The organism is Arthrobacter sp. UYP6 (assembly GCF_040547315.1).
Classification (GTDB): domain Bacteria; phylum Actinomycetota; class Actinomycetes; order Actinomycetales; family Micrococcaceae; genus Arthrobacter_B.
Genome location: NZ_JBEPPM010000006.1, coordinates 79,228 through 94,677, shown reverse-complemented (window position 1 = coordinate 94,677; position 15,450 = coordinate 79,228). Strand labels below are relative to the sequence as shown.

Genomic DNA, 15,450 nt, shown 5'->3' with positions numbered 1-15,450 from the left:
GCCCGCAGACACGGACGCCGGACACGGTAGCGGCCGGCCTTCGCCACGGCCTTCGCCGGGTCCGCGCAGCGCTTACCGACCATCCTGACCAGGGCATGGATTTCCTCACAGCTGCGTACTCGTGTGCTACGCAAGGAACCCTGTGCACAGCAGGTATTCCCTGCTACGGTTTTGGAAAACAGGCCGTTTCGCGGCCATGGTCCACAACTCGCTTCCACTGATTCCTGCTGACGGCCGACTGGGCGTCGACGGCCGCTGGAGGACCCGGAACCGGTGGCCGGTTGTTCTACAGAGGAGTAGAAGACATGTCCGAACCGGACTCCGCCACCACAGCCACCGAGCGCAGTTTTGGCCGACGGCAGATCCAGGCCGGCCACGCGCTGATGATGGTGCTCACCCGAACCATCCCGCATCCGATCGGAGAGGTCTGGACCGCTATCTCGGACCCGGACGCCCTGGAGCGATACGTGGGACGCCCCGAGGGCGATCTGCGCCGCGGAGGATCCTACGAACTCCCTGACGGTACAAGGGGCAGCATCCTGCGCTGCGATCCTCCCCGACTACTAACGGTCTCGGTGACCCGCCCCGGCGGGCACTCGGCCGAGCTGGAAGTGCACCTGAGCGCCGACGACTCCCAAACCCAGGTGGAGTTGAAGTACGCATCGGTTCGCCACGGGTTTGTCCTGATTGACGCGCATTCGGGCGAGTGGGCAGCCGGGCCGGGCTGGGAGTTTTTCCTCGACAGCCTCAGCGACTATCTGGACGGCACCGACCCCGACGAAGCACTGGGAATTATTGGCTGGACCTCCCTGGAAGGCGAAAGGCGCGACCTGTACGAAACGCGGAACGCTGAATGGGAAGGTGCCAAGGCCGACTGGGAGCATGAGCACGAAGCGGCTCCGGGGCCCGTCTGATTCTGGTTTGCCGGTGTTTTAGAGGAGTTCTCATCAGTAATTCCGTGGCACTTCTTTGGATTTTTGAAGTGGAGTAAAACGTCCCGCAAAACGCTGTGGATAACTTTACAAGCCAAGTTGAGCGGATTACACTCAAGTTTGTTGCGTCCGGTCGATTGATCCCTTAATTGCGATGATCCCGGGAGCTGGAACCCAGTTTGAGCTTGGAAGGAGCCCGTAGTGGACACCAAATTCACCAACAAAAGCCAAGAGGCGCTGCAGGCAGCAGCCATGAATGCCACTACGGCGGGCAACCCCCAAATTGAGCCGGTACACGTACTGAAGGCGCTGATGGATCAGCGGCAGGGGGTTGCTGTTGCCCTGCTCAAGGCCGCCGGAGGCAACCCGCACACAGTGAGTGTTGCCGCGAGCAACGCGATCCATTCCTTGCCCTCATCCTCGGGTTCGTCCGTGGCGCAGCCGCAGTTTTCGCGCCCCACGCTGCAGGTGATTACTGCCGCCCAGCAGGAAGCCGAACAGCTGGGTGATGCGTACGTATCCACCGAGCATCTATTGCTGGGCCTCTCACTGGACAGCGGCGCCGCTGGCAAGGCCCTGCGGGATAACGGTGCCGGACACGATGCCCTCCGCGCCGCCCTTCCAACCGTACGAGGAGATCGAAAAGTGACTACAGCTGATCCGGAAAACACCTTTCAGGCGCTGGAAAAATTCAGCACGGACCTGACCGAGATGGCAAGGAGCGGCAAGCTGGACCCCGTGATCGGCCGAGATGCGGAAATCCGGCGCGTGATCCAGGTGCTGAGCCGCCGCACCAAGAACAACCCCGTGCTGATCGGTGAGCCGGGCGTCGGCAAGACCGCTGTCGTCGAGGGACTGGCCCAGCGCATTGTGGCGGGGGATGTTCCGGAAAGCCTCAACGGCAAGACGCTGCTCTCCCTGGACCTGGGGTCCATGGTGGCCGGCGCCAAGTACCGCGGTGAGTTCGAGGAACGCTTCAAGGCGGTGCTGGAGGAAATCTCCAATGCCGAGGGACAGATTGTCACCTTCATCGATGAACTGCACACAGTGGTGGGAGCGGGTGCGGCTGAGGGCTCCATGGACGCCGGGAACATGCTCAAGCCCATGTTGGCACGCGGCGAGCTCCGTCTGATCGGCGCAACCACCCTGGACGAATACCGCGAGAATATTGAGAAGGACGCTGCGCTGGAGCGGCGGTTCCAGCAGGTGTATGTGGGGGAGCCCAGCGTGCCGGACACCATTGGTATCCTGCGCGGCCTCAAGGAGCGCTACGAGGCCCACCACAAGGTGGCCATCGCGGACTCGGCCCTGGTGGCCGCAGCCACATTGTCCAACCGGTACATCACCGGCCGGCAGCTGCCGGACAAGGCCATTGACCTGGTGGATGAAGCCGCGTCGAGGCTGCGCATGGAGATTGACTCCGCGCCGGAGGAGATCGATGAGCTGCGCCGGGCGGTGGACCGGCTGACCATGGAGGAACTGGCTCTGGCCAATGAAACCGACCAGGGCTCGATCGAGCGGCTGGAAGTGCTGCGCGAAGACATGGCCAACAAGAAGGAGCAGCTTGCCGGCCTAAATGCCCGCTGGGAAGCGGAGAAAGCCGGGCTGAACCGGGTTGGCGACCTGAAGGCCCAGATTGATGAGCTGCGCAGCGAAGCGGAAAAGTTCCAGCGCGATGGGGATCTCACCGAGGCTTCACGCATCCTCTACGGTGAAATTCCGGCTCTGCAGAAGGAACTGGAGATCGCCCAGCAGGCAGAGGAAAGCAAATTCGGCGAGGAAACGCATGAACTGATGGTGTCCGAAGAAGTCACCGCTGATGACATTGCCGAAGTGGTCTCGGCCTGGACGGGGGTTCCCGCCGGCCGGATGCTGCAGGGTGAATCCCAGAAGCTGCTGGATATGGAGGCGAACCTCGGCTCGCGCCTGATCGGGCAGACCAAGGCCGTCAGCGCCGTCTCCGATGCCGTCCGCCGGTCGCGCGCCGGGGTCAGTGACCCGGACCGTCCCACCGGCTCGTTCCTGTTCCTCGGCCCCACCGGCGTGGGCAAAACCGAGCTCGCCAAGGCGCTCGCGGAGTTCCTCTTCGATGATGAGCGGGCCATGGTTCGCATCGACATGAGCGAATATTCCGAGAAGCATGCGGTTTCCCGACTCGTCGGTGCTCCTCCGGGGTATGTGGGTTACGAGGAGGGCGGCCAGCTGACCGAGGCGGTCCGCCGCCGGCCGTACTCCGTGATCCTGCTGGACGAGGTGGAAAAGGCGCATCCGGAGGTCTTCGACATCCTGCTCCAGGTGCTCGACGACGGCCGGCTCACCGACGGGCAGGGACGCACCGTGGACTTCCGGAACGTCATCCTGATTCTGACCTCGAACCTGGGGTCACAGTTCCTGGTGGATCCTGGCCTGACAGAGGAACAGAAGCAGGAATCGGTCATGGCCATGGTCAATTCCAACTTCAAGCCCGAGTTCCTGAACCGGCTGGACGATGTCATCCTCTTTGATCCGCTCAGCCTGGACGACCTCTCCAAGATTGTGGATATCCAGGTCAAGGCGCTGGCCAACAGGCTGCACGAACGCCGGCTGGTCCTGGACGTTACCGACTCTGCACGGGAGTGGCTGGCACTGACCGGCTACGATCCCGCCTATGGTGCGCGCCCGCTGCGCCGGCTGGTACAGCGGGAAATCGGCGACAAGCTGGCCAAGGGCATCCTGGCCGGCAAGATCACCGACGGTGACACCGTACTGGTGGACCGCCCGCAGGGAAGCATGAGCGTCGACGGGGAAGAGCTAGTGGCTGAACCGGCGGGCCTGTCCGTGGAAGCTACTCCTGCAGCAGTGAAGCAGTGAGGTCGCGGTCCCCACTGGAAACCACAAAGCAGTCGATCCTACGGTCGCCGTCATTCCACGACTCCTGAGTGGGAATGACCTTGTTTTCCTGAAGCTCCAAGTCGGGATTATCTGTCACGGTGTCCGAGTACCGCACCTGCGAGCAGACTTCAGTGGCCCGCGCGGACAGTGCCTCCGTACCGGGGAATGAGTCGCTGTCCGGATAGGTGTCGGTAGCAACCAGCTGGGCGTTATGCGGTGTCTCGCAGGTGACCACCGTGGTGGGTTCGTTCACTCCGGTGAAGTCCTGCAGACAGGACCCTGATTCCAGGTCGATCGGTGCCACGTTCTCGTCCAGCACGCCCGGTTCCTTCGCTGAACTGCCCAGCACGGTAAAGAGCAACACCACCAGCACGGCAAGGACGCCCAGGACTCCGATGATGAGCAGGGCGCGCTTGCCGCCACCGCTGCCCCCGTTACCGGCAGCTGCAGCTGGCGGTTCCGCGTCCCGTCGGGACCGGCGGGACTCGGCGGGCACGGCAGGGTCTGCGGACTCTGCGGGCTTCGACGGTTCGGTGGACTCAGCCGGCCCGGTGGACTCGGAGGGGTTCGCGGGCTCGGCGGCCTGATCCGCCTCGGGCTGGCTGCCGGTCATCGGCGAGGCCGCGGCAATGCCTGCGGTGTGGTTGACCGCGGCAGGATGGTTGGCCGCCGGGTCGGTGAGGACAGCGGCGTCAGCAGCTTCTGCCTCCACCGCCTTAACCTCAGCCGCGGCGTCGCTGAGAGAGGCGGACTCCGCAGCTTCGGAACTGATGTCAGGACGCTCCAGAGAAGGCTCCTCCAGCGTGACGTCGTTCGGGTTGGTCAGCTGGGGTTCGTCAGGGTGATCGGCGGCGACGTCGTCGGTGCCGTCTTCCTGTCCGGCATCGGCCTCAGCCTCGAAGGCCTCAGACCATGCCTGCACGTCATGGCCGTCGTCGCCGGTGAGCCACTGCGGTGGCTCTGCATGGGCCTGAAGATCGGGCAGGCCCGGAACCGGAGCTACGGACCCGGACGTGTCCTCCGGTACGGACCCGGACGTGTCCGGTGCCGGCTGCTGAGCCGGTTTGGGCTTGGCCTCCGATGCTCCGGAAGCGGGAGGGGAACCGGCTCCCGGCGTACTATTTTTATCGCTCATGGTGAACGTCAGTCCTCCCTGTAGGTGGCCCTGCGCGGGCCCCAAATCTGTCTCTACCCCTGACTTTACCCAGTGTCGGCGGGGTAGTGCAGGACAAGGGGGTTTTGATGACGGGGCCAATCCGGCGTCATGGACCGCTTCAAAGGGCGAGGCGGGGCACAAGGTGGCCCGAAAACATGTAACCTGTACTTACGACAAATTGACCAAATATTCCGGGGCCTCGCTCACTTGCTCAGAGCGACCACCTCCGGATCGACGCAAAAAGGGGGTCACGCCATGGGGCGCGGCCGTCAAAAGGCAAAAGCAACCAAGCAGGCCCGGGAAATGAAGTACTTCACCCCGGCCACGGACTACTCGGCACTGCAGCGTGAGCTTGCGGGACCAACGAGCCGTCCATCGAGTCGATATCCCGAGGAACCGGCTGAGCCGGATTACTCGGCGTACGAAGATAAGTACGCGGATCAATTTGGCGACGATGACGACGATGAAGGTACTTCCCGCCGCACCGGCTAGAGCGGCACTTCAAAGCGTCGGCCAATTGCTATCCTTCAGCGGATCACCCCTCGGGGGGGATCCGCTGAAGGCCGTTAAGACGGTTTCTCTTCCCAGTTCCAGCAGCAAAGGGCGCTCATCGAAGCCGATGAGCGCCCTTTGCAGTTCGAGGCCGGAGTGAGAACCCTGTCTAGCTACGCGTAGTCTCCTACGAGTCGTACGGCGCCGCCGTCCACGCCCTTGGCTCCCTGGACATAGTCCGGTCCTGCCTGTGCCGGACCAGCTGCACCAACTGTACCCATGGCCCACGCAGGAACGCCTCGTTCCGCGAGCCGGGCAATTGCGGCATCGGCACCGGCCGCGTCCACAATGGCGACCATGCCCACGCCGAGGTTCAGGGTGCGTTCCAGATCGGGCTGCGGCACATTGCCCAGCTCGCCCACCAGCTTGAAGATGGGGGGCAGCTCCCAAGTGGAGCGGTCCACTGTGGCCTCGAGGCCCTTGGGCAGCACACGGGCCAGGTTGGCAGCGAGCCCGCCGCCGGTCACGTGGCTGAATCCGTGGACGCCTGCAGCTTCCAGACGGGCCAGGTCCAGACAGTCGGCGGCGTACACCCGGGTGGGCTCCAGCAGCTCTTCACCCAGGGTGCGGCCGAACTCGCTGACCTGGCGTTCGAGCTGCCAGCCGGCATGGTTGATGACGCGCCGGACTAGTGAATATCCGTTGGAATGAAGGCCCGAGGAGGCCATGCCGATCACCACGTCGCCGTTGCGGACACGTTCAGGGCCCAGCAGGTTGGCGGCTTCCACAACACCGGTGGCGGCACCGGCGACGTCGTATTCGTGTTCACCCAGCAGCCCGGGGTGTTCGGCAGTTTCGCCGCCCACCAGCGCGGTCCCGGCCACCTCACAGGCTGCGGCTATGCCGCGGACAATGTCCGCGATACGTTCCGGAACAACCTTGCCGCAGGCAATGTAATCCGTCATGAAGAGGGGCTCGGCGCCCACCACCACGATGTCATCCACCACCATGCCCACCAGATCAAAGCCAATAGTGTCGTGGATGTCCATGGCCTGCGCAATGGCAACCTTGGTGCCTACGCCGTCAGTGGAGGTTGCCAGCAGGGGCTTCTTGTAGGTCAGGAGCCGGGAGACATCGTAGAGTCCGGCGAAGCCGCCCACCCCGCCCAGAACGGAGGAATTGTGGGTGGCCTTGACCGCAGCCTTCATCAGTTCAACGGCTTTGTCTCCGGCTTCAACATCCACGCCCGCTGAGGCATAGGTGATGGCGGTGTTGGACGAGCTCATACGGCTTCCTTCTTATCGGACTCGGTGAGGAGGTTCTCATACTCGGAATCAGGACCCGGGTCGCAACCGTTGGCGCTGTCCGCATCCGCGGGGTTGGCCGGGGCAGCGCTCTCCAGCAGGGACTTGCCGAGCTTATCGGCGGCGGGCAGTTCGATTGGGTACACGCCGGTGAAGCAGGCGGTGCAGAGGCGCTGGCGCGGCTGCTGGGTGGCGCCGATCATGCCGTCTTCGGAGATGTACGCGAGGCTGTCCGCGCCGATCGAGGCGCAAATCTCCTCCACGGCTGCACCGTTGGCAATCAATTCTGCGCGGGAGGCAAAGTCGATGCCGTAGAAGCAGGGCCACTGGACCGGCGGCGAGGAGATCTTCACGTGCACTTCAGCGGCGCCCACTTCGCGCAGCATCCGAACGATGGCCCGCTGGGTGTTACCCCGGACGATGGAATCGTCCACAACAACCACGCGCTTGCCCCGGATGACCGATTCCAGGGCGTTGAGCTTGAGTTTGATGCCCAGCTGCCGCAGCGTCTGGCTGGGCTGGATGAAGGTACGTCCCACGTAGGAGTTCTTGACGAACCCGTGTGCAAAGGGAATTCCCGACTCTTCGGCAAAGCCGACGGCGGCAGGGGTGCCGGATTCAGGGACCGGAATCACGATGTCCGCGTCCACCGGATGTTCACGGGCCAGCTGGCGGCCCATCTCCACACGGCTTTCGTAGACGGAGCGGCCGTTGATGACGGCATCGGGGCGGGCCAGATAGACGTACTCGAACACGCAGCCGGCCGGTGTGGATTCGCCGAAGCTGGTGCTGCGGATCCCGTTTTCATCGATGGCGATGAATTCACCGGGCTTGATTTCACGGATGAAGCTGGCGCCCACAGTGGCCAGGGCGGAGCCTTCGGAGGCCACCACCCAGCCGCGGTTCAGCCGCCCCAGCACCAGCGGGCGGACTCCGTACGTGTCGCGGGCTGCGTAGAGGGTTCCTTCATCCATGAAGACAAAGGAAAACGCTCCGCGAAGTTTCGGCAGCAGTTCCAGTGCCGTCTCTTCCAGGGAGCGCCCGTCCGAGCCATTGAGCAGGGCCGTCACCAGTGCCGTGTCCGAGGTGTTGCCCTGGGCGATTTCGCCGGATCGGGGGCGTCCCTCGCGTTCGACGATCATGTCGTAGAGTTCAGCGGAATTGGTCAGGTTGCCGTTGTGGGCCAGGGCCACCGTGCCGGCGGCCGTTGCGCCAAGGGTGGGCTGCGCATTGGACCATTGGGAGGCGCCGGTAGTTGAGTACCGGCAGTGCCCCACCGCAATGTGCCCGGTCAGGGTGTTCAGCGTCGTCTCGTCAAAAACCTGGGAAACCAGGCCCATGTCCTTGTAGACGCTGATCCGTTTACCGTCACTGGTGGCAATGCCCGCGGACTCCTGTCCGCGGTGCTGCAGGGCATATAGCCCATAATAGGTAAGCTTCGCTACCTCTTCGCCGGGGGCCCAGACGCCGAAAACTCCGCAGGCATCCTGCGGACCTTTTTCGCCGGGCATGAGATCGTGGGAAAGCTTTCCGTCACCGCGTGCCATGGAATTAGTCTCTCACGCCGCCGGGAAAGCCTGACCTTGATGCGCAACCATTACGGCCGCCGGCAGAATGAGTTAATCTTCGTCCCGTTCAACAACGGCACGGCGGATCCTGCGGACACTGATCCAGTCCAGGAACAGGGCAATCAGGGCACCGAGCGCCACACCGGGGATCGCGAACATGATGGTGAAGAAGCCCAGGGTGGCTTCGCGCGTGTAGTTGGGGTCTTCCGGACCGGCATAGGCGACCACCAGCGCGGCAATGAAGCCGGCCACCACGCCCAGCATCAGGAACGGTACGAAGCGTGGAGCGCGGCGGACGGTGATCTCACGGCGCTCAGGGCTGTGCTGCTCGGAATTCATATCCAAATTCTACCGGCAGTAGAGATTAACGCCCTGCACGGAAGAGCGGCAACCATTCCGAGAGGTTGGCGCGCAGCCCCGAGGCTGCCACCTTTCCGCTGCCCACGGCGGCATCCCAGGACTGCTGACCGGCGATCAGCGCCAGCCAGGTGGCGGCGTCGGTTTCAATCACGTTGGGCGGGGTGCCGCGGGTATGCCGGGGCCCGGCCACGCACTGCGTGACACCGAACGGCGGCACCCGGACCTCCACGCTGTTGCCCGGTGCGCGCTCGGCCAGTTCTTCCAGGGAATAGCGGACAGCCGTGGCCAGGGTGTTCCGCTCGGCCTTGGCGCCGGCGGCTGCCGCAGCGAGGGCAGCGCGCAGCGCCGCTTCGCCGTCCGGGGCGGGAACCCGTCGTCGTGCCATGTCTACTCCAGCCGGGCCGCTCAGGAATCCAGCAGAGCGGAATCCAGCAGTGCCGTCACCGGCGCGCCCAGGCGGATGCTGCCCACGGGCTGTCCGCCGCCCAGGATCGGACGGACAATCTTGTCCAGCACCGCACTGATCTTGCCGGGGTCCACGGCGCCGCTGGCCGCAAGAAGGGTCAGGCCCACCAGGGACGCGGCCCGGGTGTCGCCGTCGAGCATTTTCAGGGCCACCGACACGCCCGTATCGGTACCCAGGACCAGCACGCCTTCGGCGCCGTTCTTGCAAATAATGCCCAGGTCCTCCATCACCACGGTGTTTTCGCGGCCGTGGCCGTGAACGGCCCAGGGGTAGTCCAGCATGGCGGTGGCCACGGTGGCTGCCCGGGCATTGCCGTGCTTGCCCGCAGGAGCCTTCGCGAGGCGGCCGATGCCGCGGGCCAGCCCGGTTAGCGAGACGGCAGCCAAGGGCGCGCCGCAGCCGTCGGTGCCCCAGTGGCTGACCGTTTCACCGGTGAATTCCTCAATGACCTCGGCGATGCGCTGCTGCAGGGGATGCTGCGGGTCCAGATAGGTGGCGTGGTCCCAGTTGTTCTCGGTGCAGGCCCACAGGAACGCTGCATGCTTGCCGGAGCAGTTGAAGGCCAGCCGGTTTTTGCCCTTGCCGGCGCGGATCAGCTCATGCCGGGCTGCCTCGTCCTGGGGCCAGTCTTCGGGGCACTGCAGGTCATCCTCGGTGACACCGGCGGCGGACAGCATGGTCAGCACCACGTCGGTGTGCTCCTTGGAGCCGGTGTGGCTGGCTGCGGCCAGCGCCACCTGCGGTCCGCGCAGCGGCACACCGGCCTGCATGGCGGCCACGGCCTGGAAAGGCTTCAGAGTGGACCGCGGAAAGATGGGCGTGGTGATGTCACCCAGGGCTGTGACAACGGTTCCGTCAGCAGCCATCACCACGGCGGAGCCGATGTGGCGGGACTCGATGAAACCGCTGCGTTCCACAACGGCAAGTTCAACGGCATCGGAGGCAGTAAAAGTGGCAGGCATGCTTCTATTCCACCATGAACTGTACGGACTGCCAGCCGGAGGCTCCGTCCGGAACCGTGTCGGCCCGCGCGTCGGTCTGCACGCCGTCCTGAGGGTCAGTGGCCCGGGCCCGGACCGTGTGGTTGCCGGAAGAAAGATCTGCGGTCCGGAAGGAGAACTGACGCCAGGTGTCCACCGAGGCCTCGGCGGCCAGGACCGCTGGCTGCCAGTCGCCGTCGTCGATCTGGACCTCCACCCCGGTGATGCCGCGCTGCTGCGACCAGGCCGTGCCGCCCACGTCCACGGGGCCGGCGGGCACCCGGGCAAACGACGCCGGGACCTCCACCCGCGCCATGGTCTTCACCGGCGCCTTCTCGGCCCATCCGCGGTCAGTCCAATAGGCGGTCTTGGCATCGAAACGGGTCACTTCCATGTCGATGATCCACTTGGTGGCCGAAACAAATCCGTACAGGCCCGGCACCACCATCCGCACCGGATAGCCATGCACCGGGGGCAGCGGTTCATCGTTCATGCCGACCGCCAGCAGGGCATCACGGTCATCCTGCAGCACTCCCAGCGGGGTGGAGGCGCTGAAACCGTCGATGCTGGTGGAGAGCACCATATCCGCGTCGGCGGTGGGCCGCGCCCGGGCCAGCAGCTCGCGCACCGGAAGGCCCAGCCACTTGGCGGTGCCGGCCAGATCGCCGCCCAGCGGATTAGAGACGCAGGTCAGGGTGAGGTGGCGTTCCACCAGGGGGGAATCCAGCAGCTCGGCGAAACTGATCCGCACTTCCTCCTCCACCATGCCGTGGATCCGCAGCTCCCAGGTTTCAGCGTCCACCTCGGGCACGCTCAGGGCGGTGTCGATCCGGTAAAAATCGGCATTCGGGGTGAGCCACGGGGTCACGCCGGACACCGGTGACTGCAATCCGGCCGGCAGCGCAGGTGCCGCCTGTGCGGGCGCCGGAAGCTTCAGGGCCGCGCGGAAGGAGGCGGTGGTGCTGCGTGCTGCGGCAATCGCCCGGCCGCCCGCCGCTGCGGCGACGGCCCCCAGAGTGGTCAGCCCGGCGGCCGCAAAGAAGCCGCGTCGGGTGGGCCGGCCCCGGCGGGGCGCGGGGGACGGGTCGCCGATGCCGGCCCCGGCACCGCCGTCGTTTTCGCCGTCCCCCGCTGAGACCGGCGCGACGGCGGGCGAAGCCCCGGGGGAACCCGCCGTCGAGTCCTTACTATTCCGCGCCGGCGTTTGAGCTGCAACGGTCACAGCGGATCCGGTTGCAGGGATTCGCCGAATCAGTAAGCGCAGCACCCCGATTCCGACGGCGGTGCCCAGCACTGTGGGGATGGCGTCCATCGGCGATGCTCCGGCCCGGGTCAGTACGCAGGCCACAATCACCACTCCCATGACAACGACGGCGGCCACCCCCAGCGCCCAGCGGCGGTATGCCAGCACCCCGGCGCAGGCCGCGAGCACCATGATGGTTAGGGCCATACCTACAAAGAGGGCGGCCTTGTCATTAGTGCCGAAGGTTTCCACCGCAAAGTTCTTCAGCCACAGGGGAGTGAAGTCAATGAAGGTGGATCCCAGGGCAATCAGCGGCCGGGCCCGGGCCGTGAAAAAGGCCCCCGCCAGTTCCGCGGCGGCCAGCACCGTTCCGGCGGCTATGATCCCGGCCAGCGCGGCGTACAGCGTGGTGCGCAGGTTCCAGGACCGGTGGGCGGGGTACTTCGTGGAAGCGGTCATGGCTCCTATTCGCGGCCGCGGAGCGTTTGTATGGGTTCCCGCCGGCGCCGGTTGGGTGCGGCGTCACAAGCGGGCAGATCTTTTCTGCTGCCGGAGCCCACCCAGTACGCTGAACTACTGTGAAGGTTCTAGTTGTTGGCCCCGGCGGCCGCGAACACGCCCTTGTCCGATCCCTGCTGGCCGATCCGTATGTCCGCGAGGTGCACGCAGCCCCCGGCAACGCGGGCATATCGCAGATAGTTCCGACCCACCAGCTCAACGCGTCCAACCCGGCGGAAGTGACTGCCCTGGCCCGCAGCCTCGGCTCCGACCTGGTGGTGATTGGCCCGGAAGCTCCGCTTGCCGCCGGTGTTGCCGATGCCCTCCGCGAAGCCGGCATCCCCGTCTTTGGGCCGTCAAAGGCGGCGGCCCAGCTGGAAGCGTCCAAGGCCTTCGCCAAGGCCGTGATGGCGGCGGCAAACGTGCCCACCGCCATGGCCCGTGTGGCCTCCACTCCGGAACAGGCCGCCGACGCATTGGATACCTTCGGCGCCCCGTACGTGGTCAAGGATGACGGGCTGGCCGCCGGCAAGGGCGTGGTGGTCACCTCGGACCGCGGCGAGGCCCTGGCCCACGCACAGTCCTGCTTTGATGTTGGCGGCACCGTGGTGATTGAGGAATTCCTGGACGGACCCGAAGTGTCCCTCTTTGTCCTCTCCGACGGCCGGCACGTGGTGCCGCTGGCACCGGCACAGGATTTCAAGCGCATTTACGACGGCGACGAGGGCCCCAACACCGGCGGAATGGGCGCCTATTCGCCGCTGTCCTGGGTTCCGTCCAACCTTGTTGAGGACGTTCTTCGCCGCGTAGCCCAGCCCACCATCGACGAGATGGCCGCGCGCGGCACCCCCTTTGTGGGCGTGCTGTACTGCGGGCTGGCACTGACCTCACGCGGAATGCGCGTCATCGAGTTCAACGCACGCTTTGGCGATCCGGAAACCCAGGCCGTGCTGGCCCGGCTGCGCACACCCCTGGGCGGGCTGCTGCTGGCCGCTGCCAAGGGCGAACTGGACGCCATGGAACAGCTCAAATGGGATCCCCGCACCGCGGTGGCCGTGGTGGTGGCCGCCGCCGATTATCCGGACGCGCCGCGCACCGGAGACCGGATCCGCGGCCTGAAGAAGGCCGGAAAGATTGACGGCGTCCACGTGCTGCATGCCGGTACCCGGCTCAACGATGATGGCAAGGTGGTGTCGGCCGGCGGGCGGGTACTCGCCGTCGTCGGCCTGGGGACTGACCTGCAGGCAGCCAGGGAACTGGCGTACGCAGGTGTGGAAAAGATCCGGCTGGACGGATCCCAGCACCGCACCGACATTGCCCTGAAGGCACTGCGCGGAGAGGTGACCGTCCCCGCGGGCTCCCAGGCCGCAGCGGACCGCGACATTGAAGGAGACCTGGTATGAGCGCCCCCGAACTCGCCGGCTGGACCCACGCCTACTCCGGGAAGGTCCGCGACCTGTATGTTCCCGAGGATCTCTCCGCACCGGGTGCGGGGGAGATGGTCCTGGTGGTGGCCAGCGACCGGATCAGCGCCTTTGACCATGTGCTGAGCTCAGAGATTCCGGACAAGGGCCGGATCCTGACCCAGCTCAGCCTGTGGTGGTTTGAGCAGCTCCGCGTGCCCAACCACGTCATCTCCGCGGACGAGGGCGTGCCGGCCGAGGTGGCGGGCCGGGCCATGATCTGCCGGAAGCTTCAGATGTATCCGGTGGAGTGCATTGCCCGCGGCTACCTCACCGGCACCGGGCTGGCCGAATACCGCGTCTCGCAGACCGTCTGTGACGTGCCGCTGCCGGCCGGACTGGTGGACGGCTCCCGCCTGGAACCGGCGATCTTCACACCGTCGGCCAAGGCCGAGGTGGGCGAGCATGACGAGAACATCAACTACGACGCCGTGGTGAAGACTGTTGGCGCCGAGACGGCAGAGACGCTGCGCTCGCTGACCCTGGAGATCTACACCGCTGCCGAGGCCATTGCCCGGGAGCGCGGAATCATCCTGGCGGACACCAAAGTGGAGTTCGGGCTGGATCCGGCCACCGGCGAGGTGACGCTGGGCGATGAGGTCCTGACGCCTGATTCCTCCCGGTTCTGGGACGAGGCACTGTACTCGCCGGGGCAGGCGCAGCCCTCCTTCGACAAGCAGTACGTCCGGGACTGGTTGACCTCGCCGGAGTCCGGCTGGGATAAGGCTTCGGACACGCCGCCGCCGGCGCTGCCCGCAGACGTCATTGAGCGCACCCGTGCCCGCTACGTGGAGGCTTACGAGCGGCTGACCGGCAGGGTGTTCGTGTAGGCGTCGAGCGGCAGTATTAGTTTGTTCAGCAGTAGTTTCCCCAGCAGTAGTTTCCCCAGCGGCCCCGGATTTCCGCACTGGTTCCCATGCTTTGTTGCCTGATGGGGCTGCTGTGACCGCAGGAGCACTCCTGCGCCACAGAGAGTGGGAACGTGCGGCCGGGAAGCTGACCGCTGGCTGAGGCCGGCCGGCACTTAGCGCCGGAAGGTCAGGTGCAGGACTCCGCTTTCGGCCGTCTCGGCGCTGACGTCGTAGCCGTCCTCTATGCCGCGCAGGCCCTCCCACAGGTTGATGCCGCGGCCCAGCAGGATGGGGGTGATGCCAACATGCAGCCGGTCGACCAGCCCGGCTGCCAGGAATGCCTTGATGAGCGTGGGGCCGCCGCCGATCCGGACGTCCCCGCCGGCTGCTGTGTCGGTTGCCAGGGCCAGTGCCTCTTCAGGGGAGGCGGCCAGGAACTCAAACCTGGTTCCGTTCGCCATCTCGACGGCGGGGCGCGGGGTATGGGTCAGGACATAGACCGGAACCTGGAATGGAGGCTCATCGCCCCACCAGCCCTGCCACGCAGGATCGTCTGGGAAGTTGTGCAGGCCGAACATTCCAGCTCCCATGATTTCCGCTCCGACTTCAGCGAAGTAGGCTTCGGCGTACTCGTCGTCCACGCCGGTGGTGCCCTCCCCGGTGGTGTCGTGCAGGACGCGTTCCCGGAACGTGCGCGTAGCGGTGTACGGACCGACCAGCCGACCCCAGTCCTCGCCGAAGGGTTTCTCCCGTGTCTGGTCCGTGGTGGTGGCGTACCCGTCGAGGGAAATGTTCAGGTCTACGCGGACAACCATGAGCGCTCCTTGCGGCGGTCGGTCTAAAGGTGGCCTCAGCCTAGCGTTCGCGGCGGCAGGAACCAACGGGTGTCAGGGGCATGCCGGGACTTTGAGTGTGCAGGTGTGGCGGGATAGCGGGCGGAGCGGCAAATCCAGTGTGCAGCTGAGGTGACGTGACCGGCTTGGAGGCCGCCATAGCTGTACACCCGATGGTGCGGCCTCACGGGAACCCGCCATACCTGTACACCCGGGTTACTCCCGGTGGGCCGGCGGCAGGAACACAGGCCGACGAAGGAGTACGCAGACAACAAAAAAGGCACCGATTTCTCGATGCCATTCTTGTCTTTGGTTTTGGTCGGGGTGACAGGATTTGAACCTGCGACCTCGTCGTCCCGAACGACGCGCGCTACCAAGCTGCGCCACACCCCGTAACCACTGCTTTTTGCCGGGTTTCCCCGCCGCTGAAGCA

At 65.4% G+C, this 15,450-nt stretch carries 13 protein-coding genes and 1 tRNA gene; 5 read left to right on the top strand and 9 right to left on the bottom strand.

Features of this window, described 5'->3' with window-relative positions; all coding sequences use genetic code 11:
• The first annotated feature begins 305 nt into the window (after nucleotides 1-305).
• The gene (locus ABIB35_RS06945; RefSeq protein ID WP_354180024.1) at nucleotides 306-914 is read left to right on the top strand and encodes an SRPBCC domain-containing protein; all 609 of its coding nucleotides are present in this window, start codon (nucleotides 306-308) and stop codon (nucleotides 912-914) included.
• 219 nt (nucleotides 915-1,133) lie between these two features.
• Nucleotides 1,134-3,782 carry an ATP-dependent chaperone ClpB gene (gene clpB / locus ABIB35_RS06940; RefSeq protein ID WP_354180022.1) on the top strand — a complete coding sequence of 883 codons (2,649 nt, stop codon included), beginning with the start codon at nucleotides 1,134-1,136 and terminating at the stop codon, nucleotides 3,780-3,782.
• Here the strand turns inward: clpB and ABIB35_RS06935 are convergent.
• Nucleotides 3,757-4,938 (bottom strand): septum formation family protein, encoded by a 1,182-nt coding sequence (locus ABIB35_RS06935; protein ID WP_354180020.1) that lies wholly within the window; start codon nucleotides 4,936-4,938, stop codon nucleotides 3,757-3,759. The two genes, clpB and ABIB35_RS06935, sit on opposite strands and share 26 nt — an antisense overlap.
• A 276-nt stretch (nucleotides 4,939-5,214) precedes the next feature.
• Here ABIB35_RS06935 and ABIB35_RS06930 point away from each other — a divergent pair, with 276 nt between their 5' ends.
• Nucleotides 5,215-5,451, top strand: coding sequence for a DUF3073 domain-containing protein (locus ABIB35_RS06930; RefSeq protein ID WP_104102792.1), 237 nt, complete (start codon nucleotides 5,215-5,217; stop codon nucleotides 5,449-5,451).
• A 173-nt stretch (nucleotides 5,452-5,624) separates the two neighbouring features.
• On the opposite strand, the gene purM is transcribed toward ABIB35_RS06930, so the two are convergent.
• The 6 genes from purM to ABIB35_RS06900 form a co-directional block, all read right to left on the bottom strand.
• Nucleotides 5,625-6,737: a phosphoribosylformylglycinamidine cyclo-ligase gene (gene purM / locus ABIB35_RS06925; protein WP_354180018.1), complete on the bottom strand. Its 1,113-nt coding sequence runs from the start codon at nucleotides 6,735-6,737 to the stop codon at nucleotides 5,625-5,627.
• A complete protein-coding gene (gene purF / locus ABIB35_RS06920; RefSeq protein WP_354180016.1) occupies nucleotides 6,734-8,302 on the bottom strand; it encodes an amidophosphoribosyltransferase in 1,569 nt (522 codons plus the stop codon). Before purF ends, purM begins: the two co-directional genes overlap by 4 nt.
• Before the next feature lie 72 nt (nucleotides 8,303-8,374).
• Entirely contained in the window at nucleotides 8,375-8,662 is a 288-nt protein-coding gene (locus ABIB35_RS06915; RefSeq protein ID WP_354180015.1) for a hypothetical protein, read from the bottom strand.
• Nucleotides 8,663-8,687: 25 nt separating this feature from the next.
• Nucleotides 8,688-9,068 carry a sterol carrier family protein gene (locus ABIB35_RS06910; RefSeq protein ID WP_354180013.1) on the bottom strand — a complete coding sequence of 127 codons (381 nt, stop codon included), beginning with the start codon at nucleotides 9,066-9,068 and terminating at the stop codon, nucleotides 8,688-8,690.
• A gap of 20 nt (nucleotides 9,069-9,088) precedes the next feature.
• The gene (locus tag ABIB35_RS06905; RefSeq protein WP_354180011.1) at nucleotides 9,089-10,111 is read right to left on the bottom strand and encodes an asparaginase; all 1,023 of its coding nucleotides are present in this window, start codon (nucleotides 10,109-10,111) and stop codon (nucleotides 9,089-9,091) included.
• A gap of 4 nt (nucleotides 10,112-10,115) precedes the next feature.
• Entirely contained in the window at nucleotides 10,116-11,831 is a 1,716-nt protein-coding gene (locus ABIB35_RS06900; RefSeq protein ID WP_354180010.1) for a molybdopterin-dependent oxidoreductase, read from the bottom strand.
• A gap of 119 nt (nucleotides 11,832-11,950) precedes the next feature.
• Between ABIB35_RS06900 and purD the strand changes: the two genes are divergently transcribed.
• Together purD and ABIB35_RS06890 are read left to right on the top strand one after the other, a co-directional pair.
• Complete coding sequence (gene purD, locus ABIB35_RS06895; RefSeq protein WP_354180008.1) at nucleotides 11,951-13,273, top strand: phosphoribosylamine--glycine ligase; 1,323 nt, start codon at nucleotides 11,951-11,953, stop codon at nucleotides 13,271-13,273.
• Nucleotides 13,270-14,163 carry a phosphoribosylaminoimidazolesuccinocarboxamide synthase gene (locus ABIB35_RS06890; RefSeq protein ID WP_354180007.1) on the top strand — a complete coding sequence of 298 codons (894 nt, stop codon included), beginning with the start codon at nucleotides 13,270-13,272 and terminating at the stop codon, nucleotides 14,161-14,163. The genes purD and ABIB35_RS06890 overlap by 4 nt, the downstream gene beginning before the upstream one ends.
• Nucleotides 14,164-14,357: 194 nt before the next feature.
• On the opposite strand, the gene ABIB35_RS06885 is transcribed toward ABIB35_RS06890, so the two are convergent.
• Nucleotides 14,358-14,999 carry a dihydrofolate reductase family protein gene (locus tag ABIB35_RS06885; protein WP_354180005.1) on the bottom strand — a complete coding sequence of 214 codons (642 nt, stop codon included), beginning with the start codon at nucleotides 14,997-14,999 and terminating at the stop codon, nucleotides 14,358-14,360.
• Nucleotides 15,000-15,333: 334 nt separating this feature from the next.
• Nucleotides 15,334-15,410 (bottom strand) — tRNA-Pro (locus ABIB35_RS06880).
• Between the last annotated feature and the right edge of the window lie 40 nt (nucleotides 15,411-15,450).

What these genes read in the sequence shown, in the direction of transcription:
- ABIB35_RS06890 (WP_354180007.1), top strand. Translation starts at nt 13,270, where the DNA reads ATGAGCGCCCCCGAACTCGCCGGCTGGACCCACGCCTACTCCGGGAAG.
- ABIB35_RS06905 (WP_354180011.1), bottom strand. Translation starts at nt 10,111, where the DNA reads ATGCCTGCCACTTTTACTGCCTCCGATGCCGTTGAACTTGCCGTTGTG.
- ABIB35_RS06930 (WP_104102792.1), top strand. Translation starts at nt 5,215, where the DNA reads ATGGGGCGCGGCCGTCAAAAGGCAAAAGCAACCAAGCAGGCCCGGGAA.
- ABIB35_RS06935 (WP_354180020.1), bottom strand. Translation starts at nt 4,938, where the DNA reads ATGAGCGATAAAAATAGTACGCCGGGAGCCGGTTCCCCTCCCGCTTCC.
- ABIB35_RS06885 (WP_354180005.1), bottom strand. Translation starts at nt 14,999, where the DNA reads ATGGTTGTCCGCGTAGACCTGAACATTTCCCTCGACGGGTACGCCACC.
- purF (WP_354180016.1), bottom strand. Translation starts at nt 8,302, where the DNA reads ATGGCACGCGGTGACGGAAAGCTTTCCCACGATCTCATGCCCGGCGAA.
- ABIB35_RS06900 (WP_354180010.1), bottom strand. Translation starts at nt 11,831, where the DNA reads ATGACCGCTTCCACGAAGTACCCCGCCCACCGGTCCTGGAACCTGCGC.
- ABIB35_RS06915 (WP_354180015.1), bottom strand. Translation starts at nt 8,662, where the DNA reads ATGAATTCCGAGCAGCACAGCCCTGAGCGCCGTGAGATCACCGTCCGC.
- ABIB35_RS06945 (WP_354180024.1), top strand. Translation starts at nt 306, where the DNA reads ATGTCCGAACCGGACTCCGCCACCACAGCCACCGAGCGCAGTTTTGGC.
- ABIB35_RS06910 (WP_354180013.1), bottom strand. Translation starts at nt 9,068, where the DNA reads ATGGCACGACGACGGGTTCCCGCCCCGGACGGCGAAGCGGCGCTGCGC.
- purM (WP_354180018.1), bottom strand. Translation starts at nt 6,737, where the DNA reads ATGAGCTCGTCCAACACCGCCATCACCTATGCCTCAGCGGGCGTGGAT.